Origin of the sequence: Butyrivibrio sp., assembly GCF_017635265.1 — a bacterium.
Taxonomy (GTDB): Bacteria; Bacillota; Clostridia; order Lachnospirales; family Lachnospiraceae; genus Butyrivibrio.
Genome location: NZ_JAGBLU010000007.1, coordinates 1 through 16568, shown reverse-complemented (window position 1 = coordinate 16568; position 16568 = coordinate 1). Strand labels below are relative to the sequence as shown.

The 16568-nt window shown below is 41.5% G+C and carries 13 protein-coding genes and 29 tRNA genes; 41 read left to right on the top strand and 1 reads right to left on the bottom strand.

The window, feature by feature from the left end:
• The first annotated feature begins 1 nt into the window (after position 1).
• The 38 genes from J6O61_RS01450 (at position 2) to darG (ending at position 12379) form a co-directional block, all read left to right on the top strand.
• Complete coding sequence (locus tag J6O61_RS01450) at positions 2–103, top strand: IS3 family transposase (RefSeq protein ID WP_292208670.1); 102 nt, start codon at positions 2–4, stop codon at positions 101–103.
• Positions 104–312: 209 nt separating this feature from the next.
• Positions 313–921: a 5' nucleotidase, NT5C type gene (locus J6O61_RS01445; RefSeq protein WP_292208668.1), complete on the top strand. Its 609-nt coding sequence runs from the start codon at positions 313–315 to the stop codon at positions 919–921.
• 22 nt (positions 922–943) lie between these two features.
• On the top strand, positions 944–1420 hold the full coding sequence (locus J6O61_RS01440; protein WP_292208666.1) for a DUF3846 domain-containing protein: 477 nt from the start codon (positions 944–946) through the stop codon (positions 1418–1420).
• A gap of 5 nt (positions 1421–1425) precedes the next feature.
• Complete coding sequence (locus tag J6O61_RS01435) at positions 1426–3750, top strand: VirB4-like conjugal transfer ATPase, CD1110 family (protein WP_292208663.1); 2325 nt, start codon at positions 1426–1428, stop codon at positions 3748–3750.
• 97 nt (positions 3751–3847) lie between these two features.
• Entirely contained in the window at positions 3848–5053 is a 1206-nt protein-coding gene (locus J6O61_RS01430; RefSeq protein ID WP_292208661.1) for a hypothetical protein, read from the top strand.
• A 498-nt stretch (positions 5054–5551) separates the two neighbouring features.
• A tRNA-Asn gene (locus J6O61_RS01425) sits at positions 5552–5624 on the top strand.
• Between the two features lie 87 nt (positions 5625–5711).
• Positions 5712–5784, top strand: a tRNA-Phe gene (locus J6O61_RS01420).
• 11 nt (positions 5785–5795) lie between these two features.
• Positions 5796–5867: transfer RNA gene (locus J6O61_RS01415), tRNA-Ala, on the top strand.
• A 129-nt stretch (positions 5868–5996) separates the two neighbouring features.
• Positions 5997–6069 (top strand) — tRNA-Ile (locus J6O61_RS01410).
• 164 nt (positions 6070–6233) lie between these two features.
• A tRNA-Val gene (locus J6O61_RS01405) sits at positions 6234–6306 on the top strand.
• A 74-nt stretch (positions 6307–6380) separates the two neighbouring features.
• Positions 6381–6453: transfer RNA gene (locus tag J6O61_RS01400), tRNA-Glu, on the top strand.
• Positions 6454–6457: 4 nt separating this feature from the next.
• A tRNA-Glu gene (locus J6O61_RS01395) sits at positions 6458–6530 on the top strand.
• A 74-nt stretch (positions 6531–6604) separates the two neighbouring features.
• Positions 6605–6676 (top strand) — tRNA-Gly (locus J6O61_RS01390).
• A gap of 4 nt (positions 6677–6680) precedes the next feature.
• A tRNA-Thr gene (locus J6O61_RS01385) sits at positions 6681–6751 on the top strand.
• Between the two features lie 62 nt (positions 6752–6813).
• Positions 6814–6886, top strand: a tRNA-Ile gene (locus tag J6O61_RS01380).
• Positions 6887–6905: 19 nt separating this feature from the next.
• Positions 6906–6979: transfer RNA gene (locus J6O61_RS01375), tRNA-Leu, on the top strand.
• 1 nt (position 6980) lies between these two features.
• A tRNA-Leu gene (locus tag J6O61_RS01370) sits at positions 6981–7054 on the top strand.
• Between the two features lie 5 nt (positions 7055–7059).
• Positions 7060–7134, top strand: a tRNA-Leu gene (locus J6O61_RS01365).
• Positions 7135–7208, top strand: a tRNA-Leu gene (locus tag J6O61_RS01360).
• A 63-nt stretch (positions 7209–7271) separates the two neighbouring features.
• Positions 7272–7355: transfer RNA gene (locus J6O61_RS01355), tRNA-Tyr, on the top strand.
• Positions 7356–7380: 25 nt separating this feature from the next.
• Positions 7381–7451: transfer RNA gene (locus J6O61_RS01350), tRNA-Met, on the top strand.
• A gap of 3 nt (positions 7452–7454) precedes the next feature.
• Positions 7455–7528 (top strand) — tRNA-Asp (locus J6O61_RS01345).
• 78 nt (positions 7529–7606) lie between these two features.
• Positions 7607–7678, top strand: a tRNA-Lys gene (locus J6O61_RS01340).
• Between the two features lie 25 nt (positions 7679–7703).
• Positions 7704–7776, top strand: a tRNA-Arg gene (locus J6O61_RS01335).
• Positions 7777–7889: 113 nt separating this feature from the next.
• A tRNA-Pro gene (locus J6O61_RS01330) sits at positions 7890–7962 on the top strand.
• A gap of 4 nt (positions 7963–7966) precedes the next feature.
• Positions 7967–8041, top strand: a tRNA-Met gene (locus tag J6O61_RS01325).
• Positions 8042–8065: 24 nt separating this feature from the next.
• A complete protein-coding gene (locus J6O61_RS01320) occupies positions 8066–8626 on the top strand; it encodes a metallophosphoesterase family protein (RefSeq protein WP_292208658.1) in 561 nt (186 codons plus the stop codon).
• A 3-nt stretch (positions 8627–8629) separates the two neighbouring features.
• Positions 8630–9673, top strand: a complete 1044-nt coding sequence (locus J6O61_RS01315) for an RNA ligase family protein (protein ID WP_292208656.1) — start codon at positions 8630–8632, stop codon at positions 9671–9673.
• 197 nt (positions 9674–9870) lie between these two features.
• Positions 9871–9952 (top strand) — tRNA-Ser (locus J6O61_RS01310).
• Between the two features lie 3 nt (positions 9953–9955).
• A tRNA-Cys gene (locus tag J6O61_RS01305) sits at positions 9956–10031 on the top strand.
• 4 nt (positions 10032–10035) lie between these two features.
• A tRNA-Trp gene (locus J6O61_RS01300) sits at positions 10036–10106 on the top strand.
• A 5-nt stretch (positions 10107–10111) separates the two neighbouring features.
• A tRNA-Ser gene (locus tag J6O61_RS01295) sits at positions 10112–10202 on the top strand.
• Positions 10203–10205: 3 nt separating this feature from the next.
• A tRNA-Gln gene (locus J6O61_RS01290) sits at positions 10206–10276 on the top strand.
• Between the two features lie 8 nt (positions 10277–10284).
• Positions 10285–10354 (top strand) — tRNA-Gln (locus J6O61_RS01285).
• A gap of 3 nt (positions 10355–10357) precedes the next feature.
• Positions 10358–10430, top strand: a tRNA-Arg gene (locus J6O61_RS01280).
• 3 nt (positions 10431–10433) lie between these two features.
• Positions 10434–10506: transfer RNA gene (locus tag J6O61_RS01275), tRNA-Arg, on the top strand.
• A 229-nt stretch (positions 10507–10735) separates the two neighbouring features.
• Positions 10736–11329: a DarT ssDNA thymidine ADP-ribosyltransferase family protein gene (locus J6O61_RS01270; protein WP_292208654.1), complete on the top strand. Its 594-nt coding sequence runs from the start codon at positions 10736–10738 to the stop codon at positions 11327–11329.
• A 36-nt stretch (positions 11330–11365) separates the two neighbouring features.
• Positions 11366–12379: a type II toxin-antitoxin system antitoxin DNA ADP-ribosyl glycohydrolase DarG gene (darG, locus tag J6O61_RS01265; RefSeq protein ID WP_292208651.1), complete on the top strand. Its 1014-nt coding sequence runs from the start codon at positions 11366–11368 to the stop codon at positions 12377–12379.
• An 80-nt stretch (positions 12380–12459) separates the two neighbouring features.
• Here darG and J6O61_RS01260 read toward each other — a convergent pair whose 3' ends face one another.
• Positions 12460–12915: a helix-turn-helix domain-containing protein gene (locus tag J6O61_RS01260; protein ID WP_292208648.1), complete on the bottom strand. Its 456-nt coding sequence runs from the start codon at positions 12913–12915 to the stop codon at positions 12460–12462.
• 267 nt (positions 12916–13182) lie between these two features.
• On the opposite strand from J6O61_RS01260, the gene J6O61_RS01255 reads away from it, so the two are divergent.
• Genes J6O61_RS01255 through J6O61_RS01245 form a run of 3 tightly spaced genes read left to right on the top strand, consistent with a single transcriptional unit; the run spans position 13183 to position 16491 of the window.
• Positions 13183–13488, top strand: coding sequence for a DUF6870 family protein (locus tag J6O61_RS01255; RefSeq protein WP_292208646.1), 306 nt, complete (start codon positions 13183–13185; stop codon positions 13486–13488).
• Between the two features lie 2 nt (positions 13489–13490).
• A complete protein-coding gene (locus tag J6O61_RS01250; RefSeq protein WP_292208644.1) occupies positions 13491–15092 on the top strand; it encodes a recombinase family protein in 1602 nt (533 codons plus the stop codon).
• 10 nt (positions 15093–15102) lie between these two features.
• Positions 15103–16491: a recombinase family protein gene (locus J6O61_RS01245; protein WP_292208641.1), complete on the top strand. Its 1389-nt coding sequence runs from the start codon at positions 15103–15105 to the stop codon at positions 16489–16491.
• Positions 16492–16568 lie beyond the last annotated feature (77 nt).

Genomic DNA, 16568 nt, shown 5'->3' with positions numbered 1-16568 from the left:
TATGGAAGAGTATATAGATTACTACAATAATAAAAGAATTCAGGCAAAAACAAAATGGATGCCACCTGTACAATACAGGATAGCATCCATGTGTTCAGTCTAGTTAATAAATATGTGTCCAGGATTCTGGGTACATATCACCAATTGAATGCGGTTATTTTTTAATCACTAAGTTCAAGGGCTAACCGTCTATGAGGTAGTGCCTTTTCCTATGCTCAATAATACTACTTTTTTAGGAACATGTCAATATTAAACTCAAAATTTGACCGTGGAAAAACCGCGGTCTTTTTTATTGCGAGAAAGGAGTACGTTATGAATAAAGAACATAAAACACGGCTTTTTGTAGATATGGACGGGACATTAGCAGAGTTCCGTATAGTTGACACTTTAGAAACCCTTTATGAAGAGGGCTATTTTTTTTACCTGAGACCGCATGAAAACGTGGTCGAGGCAGTAAACCGGATAGTGCTGGAGAATGAGGACATCGAGGTCTTTATTCTCTCGGCCTATCTGACTGACAGCGAATATGCTCTTGACGAAAAGAATGTCTGGATCGACAGGTATCTGCCGGGAATTGATAAGACGCACCGGATATTTGTGCCATGCGGAACCGACAAGGCGGGTGCAATCGATCTGAGGGAGGATGATTTCCTTCTCGATGATTACACTATCAATCTCAATGCATGGGAACCGCCGGCAAAGGGCATAAAGCTGGTGAATGCCATCAACGATACGCATAAGTCGTGGAAGTCGGAGCGGGTAAGGTTTGATGATCCGGCTGAGGTGCTGAAGGAGAAGATCGAAAATATCATTTATATGCACGAAAAAGCAGACGGAAGATCGGTACGGTCTGAAATCGAAGCCTTTAAGAGCAGAGAGAAGGACGGGAGCGAATCGGAAGTCTGCAAGAAGAAAATATGATTGAATCAAGGAGGTGGCAGCAATGGCTAAGATGATGAGAGTAGTGGTATGTGTCCCAGACAAAGAGGCATATATCACAGAGATACCGAACGATTATAACTATCTGAGAAAGATTCTGGACGGACCGATCGAATGCACATATCCGTTCACCGAGAAGGTGGGGATCATATGCAACGATGAGGGGAAGCTTCGCGGGATGAGGCTTAACCGCGAGATAAGATACGAAGGCACCGATTACAGGGATATAATTGCAGGCACGTTCCTTATAGTCGGACTGACGAGGGATAACTTTGGTTCCCTGACGCCTGCTCAGGCAGAGAAGTACAGGAAGATATTTGAGTGCCCGGAGGTCTTTATGAAACTGGGTGAAACAATCGTGGCTGTGCCGGTGAGCAGATCTGTCAGGGAAGAGATCGAGAAGATCAAGAGCGGGAGACCGGCATCTGCGGTCAATGAGGATATGAAGTATGGCGATGACAAGCCGTTCGGGAAGAGGTGAGAACAGTGGCGAAGAAGAAAGAAATCGAAAGCTTTAAGATCCCGCGCTATGTGCAGGATGTCATTCCGGTAAAGGTTCTTTATAAGGACGGCATGGCATATATGGGCGACGGAATCTATACAAAGATGTTTGCCCTAAAGGATATCAACTATTCAGCAGCAAGCGGTGATTCAAAAGAAATCATGCATAAACTCTATATGGAATGTCTCAACACTTTTGAGGTGGGACAGCAGACTAAGATAACTGTCATAAACCGTAAGCTGCTCAGGGATGAAATTGAAGAACAGTTCCGCATGAAGCTTAAGGGCGACAAGTATGATGTTTACCGTAAGGAGCATAATGAGATAATCGAGGGAAAGCTTGATGAGATCAATAATCTGCGTCAGGAGAAATATATCACAGCCAGCTGCGAAAAAAGAGATGAGGACAGTGCGAAATCATATTTTCTCAAATGCGAAAAGGAACTCTCTGCTGCATTCCGTAAACTTGGATCAGGCATAACTGCTCTAAATGCAGATGAACGACTGAAAATATACCATGATTTCTACCGTCCGGGAGAAGAGGAACAATATGTCTATTCGATAAAAAATGCAGTAAAACTAGGCCATGATTTCAAAGACTATATAGCACCTGACGGGATAAGCGTTAAGGATGATTATCTGAAAATCGGTGACAAATTTACTCGTGTGCTTTATGTAAAAGACTATCCGAACGCAAAGATTTATGATGAAACAATCGAGAAGCTGACAGGACTTAGCAATAATGTGATACTTTCACTGGATATCTATCCGGTGTCGGTAGAGGAGGCACAGAAAAGAGTGAGCCGGATCATGGACGGCATTGATACTGATATAACCAGATGGCAGCAGAACCAGACAAGGCATTCTGTTGTGCCTTTTGATATCCCGTATCAGTTCAAAACACAGAAGCGTGGAATACAGAGCTTTGCCGATGACCTTGGCAGTGCAAACCAGATGATGATGTGCGTGTGCATAACTCTTGTTCATATGGCAGATACCCTGGAAAAGCTGGAGGATGATACCCATGAGATTATCAACTCTGCATCCGGTGTAGGGCTCACAATGGCAAAAATCAAGTTTCAACAGATACAGGCACTCAACACGGTGCTTCCATTTGGTGGCCTTAGACGTTTTGCACCGGTCAGAACGCTGACAACAAGAGAAGTTGCCGGATTTATGCCGTTCTCCGTTCAGAACCTGCAGCAGAAAGACGGGATATATCTGGGTGAGAACGCGATCAGTAATGACCTTATTTCCATAAACATATGGTCTTATAACAGCTATAACAGTTATGTCATAGGTTCCACCGGTTCGGGCAAAAGTTTCCTGACCAAAGAGATTATCGTGCAGAACTTCTTAACTAACCCGGATATTGATATCATTATCATCGATCCCGATGCGGAGTATGCAGAAGTGGTGAAGGCTCTGGATGGTACAGTGGTCAACATTTCATCTACAAGCCAGACAAGGATCAACCCGCTGGATATCAGTGTGTATTACGGGGATGACGAGGAACCGGTAACGGTCAAGGCTGAATTTGTTCTTTCACTCTGCGAGCAGATAATAGGCAGTGCAAATATGAATGCGAGAAAGAAATCGATTATAAGCAGATGCGTACAGAATATCTTTCGTCCATATGTTAATGCCGGGTTTAAGGGCACACCACCTACTATGCTTGACCTTTATAACGAGATAAAACGACAGCCTGAGCCAGAGGCGGCAACAACAGCTCTGGAGCTTGAACTGTTTGTCGTTGGATCCCTGAATGTATTTGCCACACAGTCAAATGTAAATATAAACAACCGTGTGACATGTTATAACATCAGAAGCATGTCGGAACAGCTTCGTCCGGCAGGTATGCTTATCGTGCTTGACAACATATGGAACCGGATCACAAGGAACCGCGAGAATGGAAGACTGACCTACATTTTCATTGACGAGATCAGTCTTCTGTTCGGACATGAATACTCTGCCCAGTATCTGTCAAGGCTCTGGCGGAGGGTAAGAAAGTATGGTGCCGGCTGTTGCGGTATTCTTCAGAATGCAAGTGATTTCGGACTCAGCGAATCGGCAAGGGTTACAATTAAGAACTCACAGTTTGTGATCATAATGAACCAGCATTCAGACGAATCTGACAACCTTTACACGCTTTTCCAGGTATCGCCGGAGCAGCTTGAATATGTTACTAATGTCACTTATGGCAAAGGGCTAATATATATAAATGAGACCGGAGCACTTGTGCCGTTCTCAAACAGCTATCCTAAGGATTCCGAACTGTATAAGATGATCAGTACAAGACCAAGAGAATGATTTAAAAGAGTGATTATTGCAGATAATCAGCCACAGGAGACTTTATTATGCCTTTTGCGGCTGTTTTTCTGTGATTAAAAGGAATGGTGAGAGTGAAATGGGTGATAATATAATCAGAAGAAACGATGGTTTTCATATATATAAGAGAGAAAGTTATCAAAAAGGTGACCTTTCCTACGCTGTGAACAGAGTTATTACCGCTCAGGGAGAACAGAAAAGCTGTAGAGGTAAACTTTTGCCAAAGAGCAGGTATGAAAGGATAGATGAAGCTATTACACAGGCAAGACGGAAACTTGTGAGGGCAGGCATTGACTCGGTGAAAAAATCCGGTGCAGCAATGCTGAATACATTTTCTCTTGGAAGTTATCAGAGATACCGACAAACGAAGGTAAGGAAAGGGATGATCAGGAAACAGTCTGTAACGGATGATGGGACTTCTAATAAAAGTCTTGTCAGTAAGAAGTCGGGCATAATCTCTGGAAGGAAGCGAAGAAATAGTAGGCATTTAGGAAATACCGTGACAAGAACTATTGCGATAAGCACAGTAAATGATATACAGCCAGGCGGGCAGGAGAATCTTAACAGTTCTGCACAAATAGCACTTTCGCTTATGATAAAGATGATAGCTATGACCTTGATGGCAGTTAAAATCGCTGTCAAACTTGCTCTGCTTGTCGTAACCGCGGCCTTAAGTCTGGTTGTTGTTGCGGTAAGCTCGATTGCCGGGATCATCATAGCGATTGTTGTAGTGGTCGTTCTCATAGCTACAGTAGTCAGCATGGTCGCCTCTGATACGAATGGAGATGATTCAGAAGTAGGAAGGATTGGGATGTATTCCTATGAGTCTGTGTATTCGGACCTTGAAAAGCAGTATGAGAATAAGATTATATCACTGGTTGATATAGGACGGAATGCTGGATGCGAGAGCTATCAGATAGAGGGTGAAAAGGCGGATGCTGAAGATGTACTTGCAGTGTATCTGGCGGCAGATACAGCAAACGGATACGGAACATTTGATGCTGATACCTTATGGTTTGTGATTGATGCAAATGGTATTAACTTGTTGACAGAAATCTACTGGAGGATGAACGAAATCGAGTATTCCATTGAGGCAGATGAGAGCGTGCCAAAGAAAATGTTGATTAAGGCAACGGCGAAAGATAGAGAAATTGCAGCAGGTGAGTATAATGCTGAGAACCAGCTGGAAAGTGTTTCTGCGCATTACTTCCATCTGTTCAACATGATCAGGAATGCCGAGCAGGATCGCAGATATGTTCTTCCTATAGGTGAAAAAAGTTACTGAAAAAGTTTTTTGAAAATTTTTGAAGAAATGTATTGACATTGTATTTGACTTGTGTTAAAGTATTGACCAGATGAAAGGAAGTGCCTGTTCTTTTATCCATAAGTTCATAGCGTTAATACCTCATATATGAGGGAGCGTGTGTTCTTATTGAGATAATTGACGGGTGTTTTTTTATACCCAAAATCAGAAACCGATGCTGCAGAGATAAGGACTGCAGCAAACCTAAAAAAATGAAAGGAAACAAAAATGTTCAGGACGAGATGGCAAAAACAGAACTTAACAGCTAAAGCGTATGCGAAGCATATGTTTAGTTTGTCATGCCCGATTCAGCGCACCTATAATGCGCCCGTGGACTATCTATTCACACTCGATCTGGGCATAATATCCGAAGAAGGAATAGAACATACCGGGGGACGATTGCGATGTTAGAGATATTCTGTAACATTATATCTTTATACGTGATCGTCTGTAGGTAAAAGCTTACAGGCGATTTTTTATTTCCGCATAGCTCAATTGGTGGAGCGACCGGCTGTTAACTGGAAGGCTACAGGTTCAAGTCCTGTTGCGGGAGCTTTTCAGTAAAGGAAACAGGCACTCCTTTACTGAAGAATAATAAGAAAGGACATCGTGTTATGAAGATACGATTTAGCCGCCATAAGGGCGGTAAGCTAATCAGGTGAAAGCGCCGGACTGAAGATCCGGAGAGCAGGGTTCGATACCCTGACCGCCCATCTGATTAAATGGGTTGCTAACTCAATGGGAGAGTGCCTCCCTTGCAAGGAGGAAGTTACGGGTTCAAATCCCGTGCGATCCACACAGTTTGTTGTTTAATCCGGAAAATCCCGAAAGAAAAAATGGTGACCGGACGTAGTTGCTAGACAAGATAAAACTGAAACAATCAGGAAATTCTTCAAACCAGGCACTTGGGGAGTTTCCGTTATATACGGACTTAGCTCAGCCAGCAGAGCATCTCTCTGATAAGGAGAAGGTCATAAGTGCAAGTCTTATAGTCCGTACTTCAACCGATGTAATGCCTGAATTGACAGGATATAACAGGCGGGGATGAGGCCCTGCGGCTGGTGCGGTAATCATTCCGCGTAGTGTAAGCGTCTTGTGAGCGACAACTGTATTCGGTGAGGTCTGGTCTGCACCAATAAGATTACCAAAAGTAGACTGTCATACGTGGGTAACTCAACTGGCAGAGTGCCTCCCTTACAAGAAGGAAGCTATGGGTTCGAGTCCCTTCCCGCGTACTGTGACTGTAGGCGGGCGGCAGAACGGCGGCTTGTGGAGCAGCTCTATCGGTTCGATTCCGCCCAGTCACCCCGGTCCGTTAGTCTAGTGGATAGGACACGAGGTTTTCATCCTCGGGATAGCGGGTTCAACTCCCCTACGGATCACTATGGCTCGTTCCTCTAACTGGCCAGGAGACCGGACCCTCAATCCGGAGATAGCGGTTCGAGCCCGCTACGAGCTGCAAGCCTTTATAGGTGGCACAAATAATTACAATCAGGGATAAGAGAAAACAGGCACTTCTTTTATCCCGCACATGTCGATATAGTGTAATTGGCAACATCTCTGCCTTCCAAGCAGATATTACGGGTTCGAGTCCCGTTATCGACTTAATGCTTCTGTCGTCCAATGGTAGGACTACTGACCTGTAATCAGTGTATCCTGGTTCAAATCCGGGTAGAAGCTTAAAACGAATGAAGGAGAAAAACTATGTTCCGAATATGTATTCCGCTTTGTAAACAATTTACAGGGCGGTAGCTCAGAGGTGAGAGCGGCGGCCTTATAAGCCGTGTGTCGTGGGTTCGATTCCCACCCGCCCTACTATTAACAATTTACTTTTATCTGATTGGCGCAAATGGTAGACGCGACGGATTCAAACCCCGTTTTCTGTCAGTTCGAATCTGACATCAGATACGCCCGAGTATTCCAACTGGCAGAGATACAGCATTAAGGATGCTGACAGTGTGGGTTCGAATCCCACTTCGGGTATCAATGTGTATGTATTCCAAATGGCAGAGAAACTGTATTCAGAGTGCAGTAATGTACAGGTTCGAGTCCTGTCATACACAGCCCCGATAGCCCAACAGGAAGAGGCATCGGATTTAAGCTCCGAAAAGTGAGAGTTCGAATCTCTTTCGGGGCATACAAAAAAACGAAAGGAAGTGTCAGATATGACTGAAGATTATTATTATCAACGATTACTCTAGGATGGGTAGCCCGTAACTGGTAGCGGTGCGGTCTGTAAAACCGTTGGCCTCGGCCCCTGTAAGTTCAAGTCTTACCCCATCCATTCGTCATGGATTCATGACAGTTATCGCAGGATCTACTAACGGAAGGTTGTCAGCCTCATAAGCTGATTGTACGGGTTCAAATCCCGTTCCTGCAATATGGACCTTTAGGATAGCGGCTTAATCCACCTGACTGTCTATCAGGAGATCGCGGGTTCGAATCCCGCAAGGTTCGTTATAATAATAAAGAAACGGAGGAAAAACAAATGCGAAAGCAGAAACGAAAACCCTCTCCGAAGGAGAAGAAACTTTAGCACTCGTAGTTTAATGGTAGAATGGCTGACTTTTAATCAGTAAGATGTGGGTTCAAGTCCCATCGGGTGCAGGAGAGTGGTTAAACAAACTACTGCATCCGTGTGGCTCAATTGGCAGAGCAACTGACTCCTAATCAGAAGGTTGCGGGTTCAAGTCCCGCCACGGGTATGCTTCAGCGTATAACCTGAGCGATACACTTTTAGGAAAGAAGGTAAAAATATATGAAACGGATAAGGACAATTAAGGACCGACCCGAGGAAGAATAATGTTCAAGTATTCTTCCGGGCGTATTTCAATTGGTAGATTGCGTGATTTGGGATCATGTGGTTGTGGGTTCGAGTCCCATCGCTCGGTTTATTGCAAGGTCATCTAACGGCTAGGATGTGCGGTTCATACCCGCAGAATGAGGGTTCGATTCCCTCCTTTGCAACCATTAAATATATAGAGGTAAAAAATAATGATTAAATCACTTTACAAAACATTCCAGAAATGGTCGGAGAAGGGTTCGGTCTATATCATTTCAGATACTCATTTCGAAGATGAGGACTGCATGCTTATGAATTCTGACTGGCTGGCACCTGATGAAGCCATAAAAATCATCAAAAATATGGTTCACAAAAATGATACGCTGATACATCTCGGTGATGTCGGTAATCCTGAGTATATGAAGCAGATTCCCGCATATAAGGTCCTGCTGCTCGGAAATCACGACCAGTCGGTAAAAAGATTTGAACCGTATTTTGACGAAGTGTATCCGGGGCCACTTTTTATTGCAGACAGGATACTGTTATCGCACGAGCCAGTCTACGGACTTGAGGAGTGGTGCGTTAATATCCACGGACATGTCCATAATGGAAAAAGCACGAAGACGCATATAAACCTTGCATCCGATGTATGCGGGTACACGCCTGTAAGCCTTGGGAATATGATTAAGAAAGGTCTTTTGTCTGATACAAAAGATATCCACAGGCTTACTATAGACGGGGCAACAGAGAAAAAATATCTGAGAAAGGATTAAACAATGAGAAAACTTGCAAGCATACAAAGAATCTGGAAGATAGAACCGATTGAAGGGGCAGACAGAATAGAACTGGCATATGTCCTTGGCTGGCAGTGTGTGGTAAATAAAGGACAGTTTAAGCCGATGGATACTGCTGTATATTTTGAAATCGACAGCTTCCTGCCTATAAGAGACGAGTTTGAATTCATGCGTTCTTCAAGCTATAGGAAAACTGATGTGATGGGCGAAGGATTCAGGCTTCGCACTATGAAATTCAGAGGACAGTTTTCCCAGGGGTTGCTGCTTCCAATCAGTGCTTTCCCTGAAATACCAGAGAACATAGCACTTGGAGCGGATGTAACCGAGATACTTGGAGTGAAAAAATGGGAAATTGAGGAAAAAGTGACCACGGGAGGTACCGTGATTGGAAATCTGCCGCTTGATGTTCCTCATACGGACGAAACAAGAGTTCAGGCAGAGCCGGATCTTATCGCGGACTTTGCCGGATTGAAATATTATATCAGTACCAAGATGGATGGATCTTCACATTCTGTTTCTATAGACGAAGAAGGCTTTCATGTGACAGGTCATAATTATGAATATAAGGATGACGGAAAGAGTGCTTTTTATGAGTTGGTAAAGCGGGATGGTATTGAAGAGAAAGTCCGTAAATACTATGAAGAGAATGGATTACATCTGCTCACAATTCAGGGTGAGCTGTGTGCTCCGGGCATTCAGAAAAACAGATTGAAGTTGTCCCGTCCAGAGTGGTATGTATTCACAATCCGTCTGGATGGTAAGAGACTCGGATTAAAAAAGATGCAGGAGATATGTGAATCATTGAATCTGCAGATGGTACCGATTGAGGAAATCGGTGTTGATCTTCCTTCTAAATATCCGACGGTAGAAGCCCTTTTAGAAAGAGCTGACGGAGATTATCCGAAGGGTGGAAAAAAGGAGGGAATAGTAATAAGACCGACAGAGCCGGTATTTAATGAAAGGATAAGCGGAGCGCTTTCCATGAAAGTTGTAAGCAATAAGTATTTGTTGAAAACAGAGGAGTAAAAAGAAATGAAGACTATATTCAGGTCACAATCCAGTCGCAGACAGTCACGCCAGTGTTCGCAGAGACAGTGGTGCAGCCAGCATGCAGATTTGATTGTGTCGGATATGGTAATGTTTCTTAGGCTATAGGTGGACTATAGCTTTGTAATGAAATCAGCGCTGTATGGACACATGATCTGTACAGCGCTTTTTATTTTGCCGTGTGTCCGGGTGGTGAGGGAGCGGTCTTGAAAACCGTTGGCCCGAAAGGGCTTGCAGGTTCGAATCCTGTGCACGGCGTATGACATCGTGCTCAAGTCTGGTTTAAGAGGCCGGTCTGCAAAACCGGTATTCGTGGGTTCGAATCCCACCGATGTCTCTATGGGGTGGTGATGTAACGGCAGCATGACAGTCTCCAAAACTGTTCGTTGGGGTTCAAATCCCTGCCATCCTGTTTATGTGGGTATAAGCCTAATTGGTAAGGCAGCAGTTTGCTAAACTGTGAGTAGCCGGGACCGCCGGCGTATGAGTTCGAGTCTCATTGCCCACGTCTAGCCTTGTAGTGTAAGGGTATCACGTCTGATTCTGACTCAGGAGATGGAGGTTCGATTCCTTCCGAGGCTGTAATTCTTGCTCTGTAGTGTAATGGAAGCACTCAGGAATTTGAATCCTGCGGTATGGGTTCGAACCCCATCAGAGCCGTAAGTTCCGTTAGGTCAATAGGATAGACCAGAGGCCTTCTAAGCCCCTAATGTGGGTTCGAGTCCCATGCGGAACGTAAGTCCCCGTAGGCTAATTGGATAAACCGCTCGGCTACGAACCGGGTATTGACAGTTCGAGTCTGTCCGGGGATATAATAATGATTTGATGGGCATATTGTTAGGAAGGCTGATGATATGCCTTTTTCATTTGATGAGCAGTAAGACAGGGGAATAATATTGACTTTATAATGGGTTAGAAATAGCTCACGGCTAAGCCCCAATCAACAATGGAGTTGATTTTATTGTGCATTTAGGATATAATATATGTGTGTAATGTACCAAAATGATTAATGCTAAAGCGTTTTAGATAAGGAGCATGACCATGGGCTTAGAAGGTGTTCGTAATAAAAAGCTTTTGTATCATCTGACTACCCTTGATAACATGGAAAGCATTGTAAAATATGGGTTGCTATCAAGAAAACAGGTAAAAAGCCAAAATATAAAGTATAATGATATAGCTGATGCTGAAATTATTTCAAAGAGAGAAGAACTTGGATTGGATGGCTATGTTCCTTTTCATTTTCATCCTTATTCGGCATTTGATGTTGCGGTTAAGAGTTCTAAGCCTGATACAAAGTTTGTTTATGTTACAATAAGAAGAGAACTCGCTGAAGTTGCCGGATATAAGGTACTGATCAAACATCCGTTATCACAGGAAGAATGTGTGTTATATGATTATGCTGAAGGCATTGCTAAGATAGATTGGGATACTATGGAAAAAACCGGTACTAATGATACATACAGCAAGTGCGTAAAGATGGCAGAATGCTTGTCTGACAAACCGCTTCCGGCACCTCTGATCCAATGTGTATATGTTAAAGACGATTGGACAAGAGAGTATGTTGAACAGCTATTTTGGGATGCAGGGATAAAAGAACATCCGCCGTATGTAAGTGTTATGAGGGAATTCTTTTAAAATAGTTCTTAATTAAGGCAGGAAGGAGGAAGCTCAATGATAATCTATAAAAGTGGAGATATTTTTGAATCAAATGCTAAATGTTTAGTTAATACCGTGAATTGTGAAGGATTCATGGGAAAGGGGATAGCTTATCAGTTCAAGCTTCGCTTCCCTGACAATAATAAAGCATACATAGAAGCATGTGACAGAAAGACACTTCGTCCAGGTACAGTATTGACTTATCTGGAAAAAGGATTGTTGATAGTGAACTTTCCAACAAAAGATAAGTGGCGGGAGCCTTCAAGGATGGAATATATCGATGAGGGACTTCAGGCATTAAAGTCAGAAATAATAAAGAATAATATCAAGGATATAGCTATTCCGCCTTTGGGTTGTGGAAATGGGGGCCTTAAATGGAACGATGTTAAGGTCAGAATAGAAGAAGCATTAAAAGACCTTGATTGTAATGTATATGTGTATGAACCTGGCGGCAAAATATCTACTATAAGCGAGAAGGATATGAATGCTGAAGATTTGTTACTCTTATACATAAGGGGACAACTGCAAAATGTAACATCACTGAGATTTCAGAAAACACTTTATTTCACTAATTATTTTGCCGGAAGTTCGATATATAGTTTCTCGAGAGGAAAGTATGGTCCGTATTCAAAAATGTTGTATAGTGCAGCAGAAAGAATGGGTGATTACCAGAAACAACATGGTTACAAAAACTCTTATGAAACATATAAGGCAATCTATAGAGTGATCTGTTCTAAAAGAACAGATTCACGGTTAGATAGATTGAAGGAAGCTTCTGATCGTGCACTGTCTGTTGTGAACGATGTTCAAGATGATCATTTGCTTGAAGGAATGGCTACAGCATTGTTTTTGATCAAGGATGAGCAAAAGATCAAAAAAGACGATGTAGTACAAGAATTTGCAAACTGGTCGGAAGATAAACATAATAGATTTAAAAATGAAGATATCGAAAAGAGTCTTGAACAATTGGAAGCGATGGGATTTATTCAAAAGAATCTTTTCGATGAATACGAGATAGAAAAGCCATAATAGTTTGGTACAAGATATTAACCGTAAAAATGTAAAATGACCTTGAAAGTATTGTAAATCAATATCTTTCAAGGCCTTTTTTAGTTGTCAATATTGTTATCAATATTGTTGAGATAGAACTGATATTTCTCATCCTGATCAGTTGCATTGTCATTCGATTCTTTATATTTTAGGTAATCAGCAATTCGTTTATTTATATTAACATCATTAAAGGAAAAAGACATTGTCTCTGGAAGATAGTTTCCGTCATCATCTTTTTCGCAGTTGATGGTAAAGTCAGTCTGTTCATCAAGGGCAATGATATAAGCCATAATGTCGCCAACGTCGGTAACACTGTTTTCTGTAAATGCATTAAGGCTTACATTAAGAGCCTTTGCGATAATCTGAATCTGTTCAATCTTGGGATTGCGATATTCATTTTCATATTTTTTAAGGTTGTTGACAGGAATACCCGAAGCATCGCTTAAATCTTTTTGCGACATATTGCGCAGACCTCTGTAAAGCTTTATGAGCCGTGGAAGTTGATTATTATTCATTTATGTTAACTCCTATCTTTGTATTTTATTGGATTGAAATTGATTATAACATATTGGTTGCCATTTGTGAACTAAAATTTCAAAAAACTCTTGACAGTTCACAATTGAGAACTTATAATAAGCACAAAGGTTCACAAATGAGAACTGTTAATAATTGCTCGGAATAAGAAGTAAAATATAATCAATAAAATGAAAATTGCTTCATAGAACACTTGTAAAACGGCACCTTAACGGTATGTATTATATAAAGTATACACGGAGGTGCCTATGAGCGACATAATTGAAAGAATCAATGCAAAGAATCCCAGTAGGGAGGATATTTTGGAATTACAGAAAGAGCTGGAACGCTTAAGCAGGGAAGATTACAGGAAAGTGGATAGAAGCACACTTGTAGACATAATGTATGTTGAACCGGATGAGTCGCTTCCACCGCTTGAAAGGATAATCGATTACATCAAAAGGATAAAGAATCCATATTGTTATTTATGTGACGGAATAGTTGTCAGCGTTAAGTTTTCGGGAACGAGATCCCTTGCTGATATCTTAAAGGAAGCAGTCCTCGGAGGAGACTAGCAGTGAAAAATAAACTGAGAGCAGCTGGATACTTAAGGTTGTCTCGTGATGACGGAGACAAGGCAGAAAGCGACAGTATCAAAAATCAGAGACTTATTATAAACGATTATGCTAAGAGCCATGGCTTTACTATAGATGAAGAATTCAGTGATGACGGATACAGTGGTACAAACTTTGAAAGACCGGGCTTTAAAAGTCTGATGGCCAGAATAAACGAAGGAGACATAAACTGCGTAATAGTCAAGGATCTGTCAAGGCTCGGAAGAAATTATATCGAGATGGGCCGGCTGATGACTAAGATATTTCCGACGCTTGGTATAAGATTGATATCAGTCGTTGATAATTATGACAGCATCAGCGAAGATAGTAAAACTGATCAGCTGATAATACCTTTCAAGAATCTTATTAACGATGCATACTGCCGTGATATGTCAATGAAGGTCAGAAGCCAGTTGGATGTAAAGAGGAAAAAAGGCATGTTCATAGGAAGCTTTGCTGCTTATGGTTACATGAAAGATGAGAAAGACCATAATCATCTGATTATAGATGAGGCTGCAGCTAAAGTTGTGGAAATGATATTCAATCTGAGGCTTGATGGATACAGTGCTGATGAGATAGCCAAGAAACTGAACCAGTATGCAATAGTCACACCCACTGAATATAAGAGGATGCATGGAATGAATTATTATTGCGGATTAAAGGCATCAATAAAATCAATATGGCAACCTAATACAGTTAGGATGATTCTTAATAACAGGCTTTATACTGGATGCATTGTACAGGGTAAAACAAAAAAGGTCAATTATAAGATCAGAAAATCAGTGAAGCTTCCGAGGGAGCAGTGGATAGTAGTTCCGTATATGCATGATCCGATTATATCAGAAAACGTTTTTGAAGAGGTAAGAAGGCTTGAAAACCTTGATACAAGGGCTTCTTTATCAGATGGCAAGGTGCATATACTTGGAGGACTTGTTAAATGTGCTGACTGTGGGCAGAACATGGTAATGAGAAGCATAACCAGAAATGACAAGAAATACTATTATTATCATTGCTCCACCTATAAGAGTGGGAATAGTTGTTCTTCACATATAATAAGTGAAGATAAGCTGAAAGCGTCGGTGCTTGTAACCATCAGACGCATCAGTAAACAGATTGATGAGGCAAATGAAAAGTTTAAAAGCTTAGAAGAAATTCCGAAGAATAATGTGGCGCTTAAGCTTTTAGATAGTCAGATCAGTGAGCAGAAGCAAGAGATAGAAAAGATCTCTAAAATGAAAGTACGTCTGTATATGGATTATCTTGAAGGTATAGTAGATAAAAATGAATATATGGAGATTAACCGGAGGTTTGCAGAAAAGCTCGCTGATCTATCTGAAAAAGTGATGGAAAATGAAAACAAAAGAAATGAGCTTGTCTCTCTTGCAAGTGCTCAGAAAAGCTGGATAAAGGAGTTTCTGTCAGAAAAGGGTATCAAGGAACTGAACAGAAGATGCTGTATAAGGCTGTTGGAAAAAGTTGAGGTAAGGGCAGATAAAAGTGTGGTATGTGTTTTCCGCCACCATGACGAGATAAATGAGTTCCTCATGGCAGCAATCAATGCATAAGGAGGCAGGTATGAAATGTGTTGTTTATTCAAGAAGATTATCTGTTGTTGATAATGAAAATCCGGTTCCTATCAAAGAACAGAATGACAGACTCAGGGATTATGCAAAAGAACATTCGCTTAAGATAGATGCTTTTTATGAAGATAAAAGTGATGATCCGGATGCTGATAAAGGTTTTGTAAAATTAAAAGAGGATGGGATTGCCGGGAAAGTTAATCTTGTACTTCTGGAGAGCATATACCGGTGCGGGAAAAGCGTATCTGAAGCCAGATTCCTTCTTTTGGAAACATTTTTTGTCGCCGGTATCCAATTCATAATAACTGACGATAACGTGGACAGCAGGGATGAAGATTATGAGACGTTAAAAGAGTATTTTATGGCAAAGACAACACAGGCTTCAATGATAAATACAATCGAAAGAAGAAAGACAGAGGATTCTAACAGCAGAATAATCCCAGCCTTGATGGAGTGTTACGGGTACAGGCTTTCGAAGGATAGAAAAAACATAGAAGTAGATGAGTACGCTGCGGAAATAGTTCGACGGATCTTTTGGATGATTGGTTCTGGCATGAAGCCAAAGAAGATTGCGGATATCCTTAATGCAGAAAATATAGAATGCCCCGGGAAATATACCCACAGAGTATACATCAATAAGCCTGATACAATTATTGACCATTGGATAAGTGACAACATTATAAGGATACGTGATAATATCAAATACGTCGGTGGTTCAGTGGAAACTATATTTGGCATTTTTACATATCCTCAGATCATTGATCAGGGTGTGTTTGACAAGGCAAAGGATAAGATTACCAAAAGGAAAAAGTCAAATGATTCATATGACAGATATTTTAATCCGTTTACAGATCTTATTTATTATAAGGATAACGGGGAAAAGCTCATCCTTAGGACAGCAGATGACAAAAAAGAAGAGAGATATTTCCGATTCAGGCAACATAAGAAAAAGATCATCGGGTTTAAAGAATTATATGATGAAGTAATGAAAGTCATTACCATGGAGAAGGAAAAAGCTCTGTCGGTGCTTGACATGATTGAAAAGGAAAAACTGTCCGGTATGAAGGAAATGGTAAAAGAGGAATACAGGGACAGAGCCAGAGCAATACTTGAAGAATGTAAGATATATGCAGCCGAGGGAATAAAAGAAGAACTGGAGTACGAAAAAGGAAATATATCCATATCAGATTATGAAAAACAAATGGCTTACATACAGGAAAAGATAAACACGAGTAATGAAAAATTCGGTTCATTAATTAGGGAAAGTGATAAAAGGCTTAGAAAACTGAACAGAAAAAATAAATGGCTCAGTATATATTCTGTCAAACGGCGAATTGGGCGCGGTGCTAACAACGAGTTGATTTCGGTAATGACGGCAAGATAAAAGAGATTGATTTTGGATGATGGCACATTGCCAGCGGACAAAAAGCACGTTCCCGGCGAGTGTCTTCGTAGCAGTGT

Coding starts and splice junctions, on each gene's coding strand:
- J6O61_RS01255 (WP_292208646.1), top strand. CDS start 13,183: ATGAGCGACATAATTGAAAGAATCAATGCAAAGAATCCCAGTAGGGAG.
- J6O61_RS01260 (WP_292208648.1), bottom strand. CDS start 12,915: ATGAATAATAATCAACTTCCACGGCTCATAAAGCTTTACAGAGGTCTG.
- J6O61_RS01320 (WP_292208658.1), top strand. CDS start 8,066: ATGATTAAATCACTTTACAAAACATTCCAGAAATGGTCGGAGAAGGGT.
- J6O61_RS01440 (WP_292208666.1), top strand. CDS start 944: ATGGCTAAGATGATGAGAGTAGTGGTATGTGTCCCAGACAAAGAGGCA.
- darG (WP_292208651.1), top strand. CDS start 11,366: ATGATAATCTATAAAAGTGGAGATATTTTTGAATCAAATGCTAAATGT.
- J6O61_RS01315 (WP_292208656.1), top strand. CDS start 8,630: ATGAGAAAACTTGCAAGCATACAAAGAATCTGGAAGATAGAACCGATT.
- J6O61_RS01245 (WP_292208641.1), top strand. CDS start 15,103: ATGAAATGTGTTGTTTATTCAAGAAGATTATCTGTTGTTGATAATGAA.
- J6O61_RS01450 (WP_292208670.1), top strand. CDS start 2: ATGGAAGAGTATATAGATTACTACAATAATAAAAGAATTCAGGCAAAA.
- J6O61_RS01430 (WP_292208661.1), top strand. CDS start 3,848: ATGGGTGATAATATAATCAGAAGAAACGATGGTTTTCATATATATAAG.
- J6O61_RS01445 (WP_292208668.1), top strand. CDS start 313: ATGAATAAAGAACATAAAACACGGCTTTTTGTAGATATGGACGGGACA.
- J6O61_RS01270 (WP_292208654.1), top strand. CDS start 10,736: ATGGGCTTAGAAGGTGTTCGTAATAAAAAGCTTTTGTATCATCTGACT.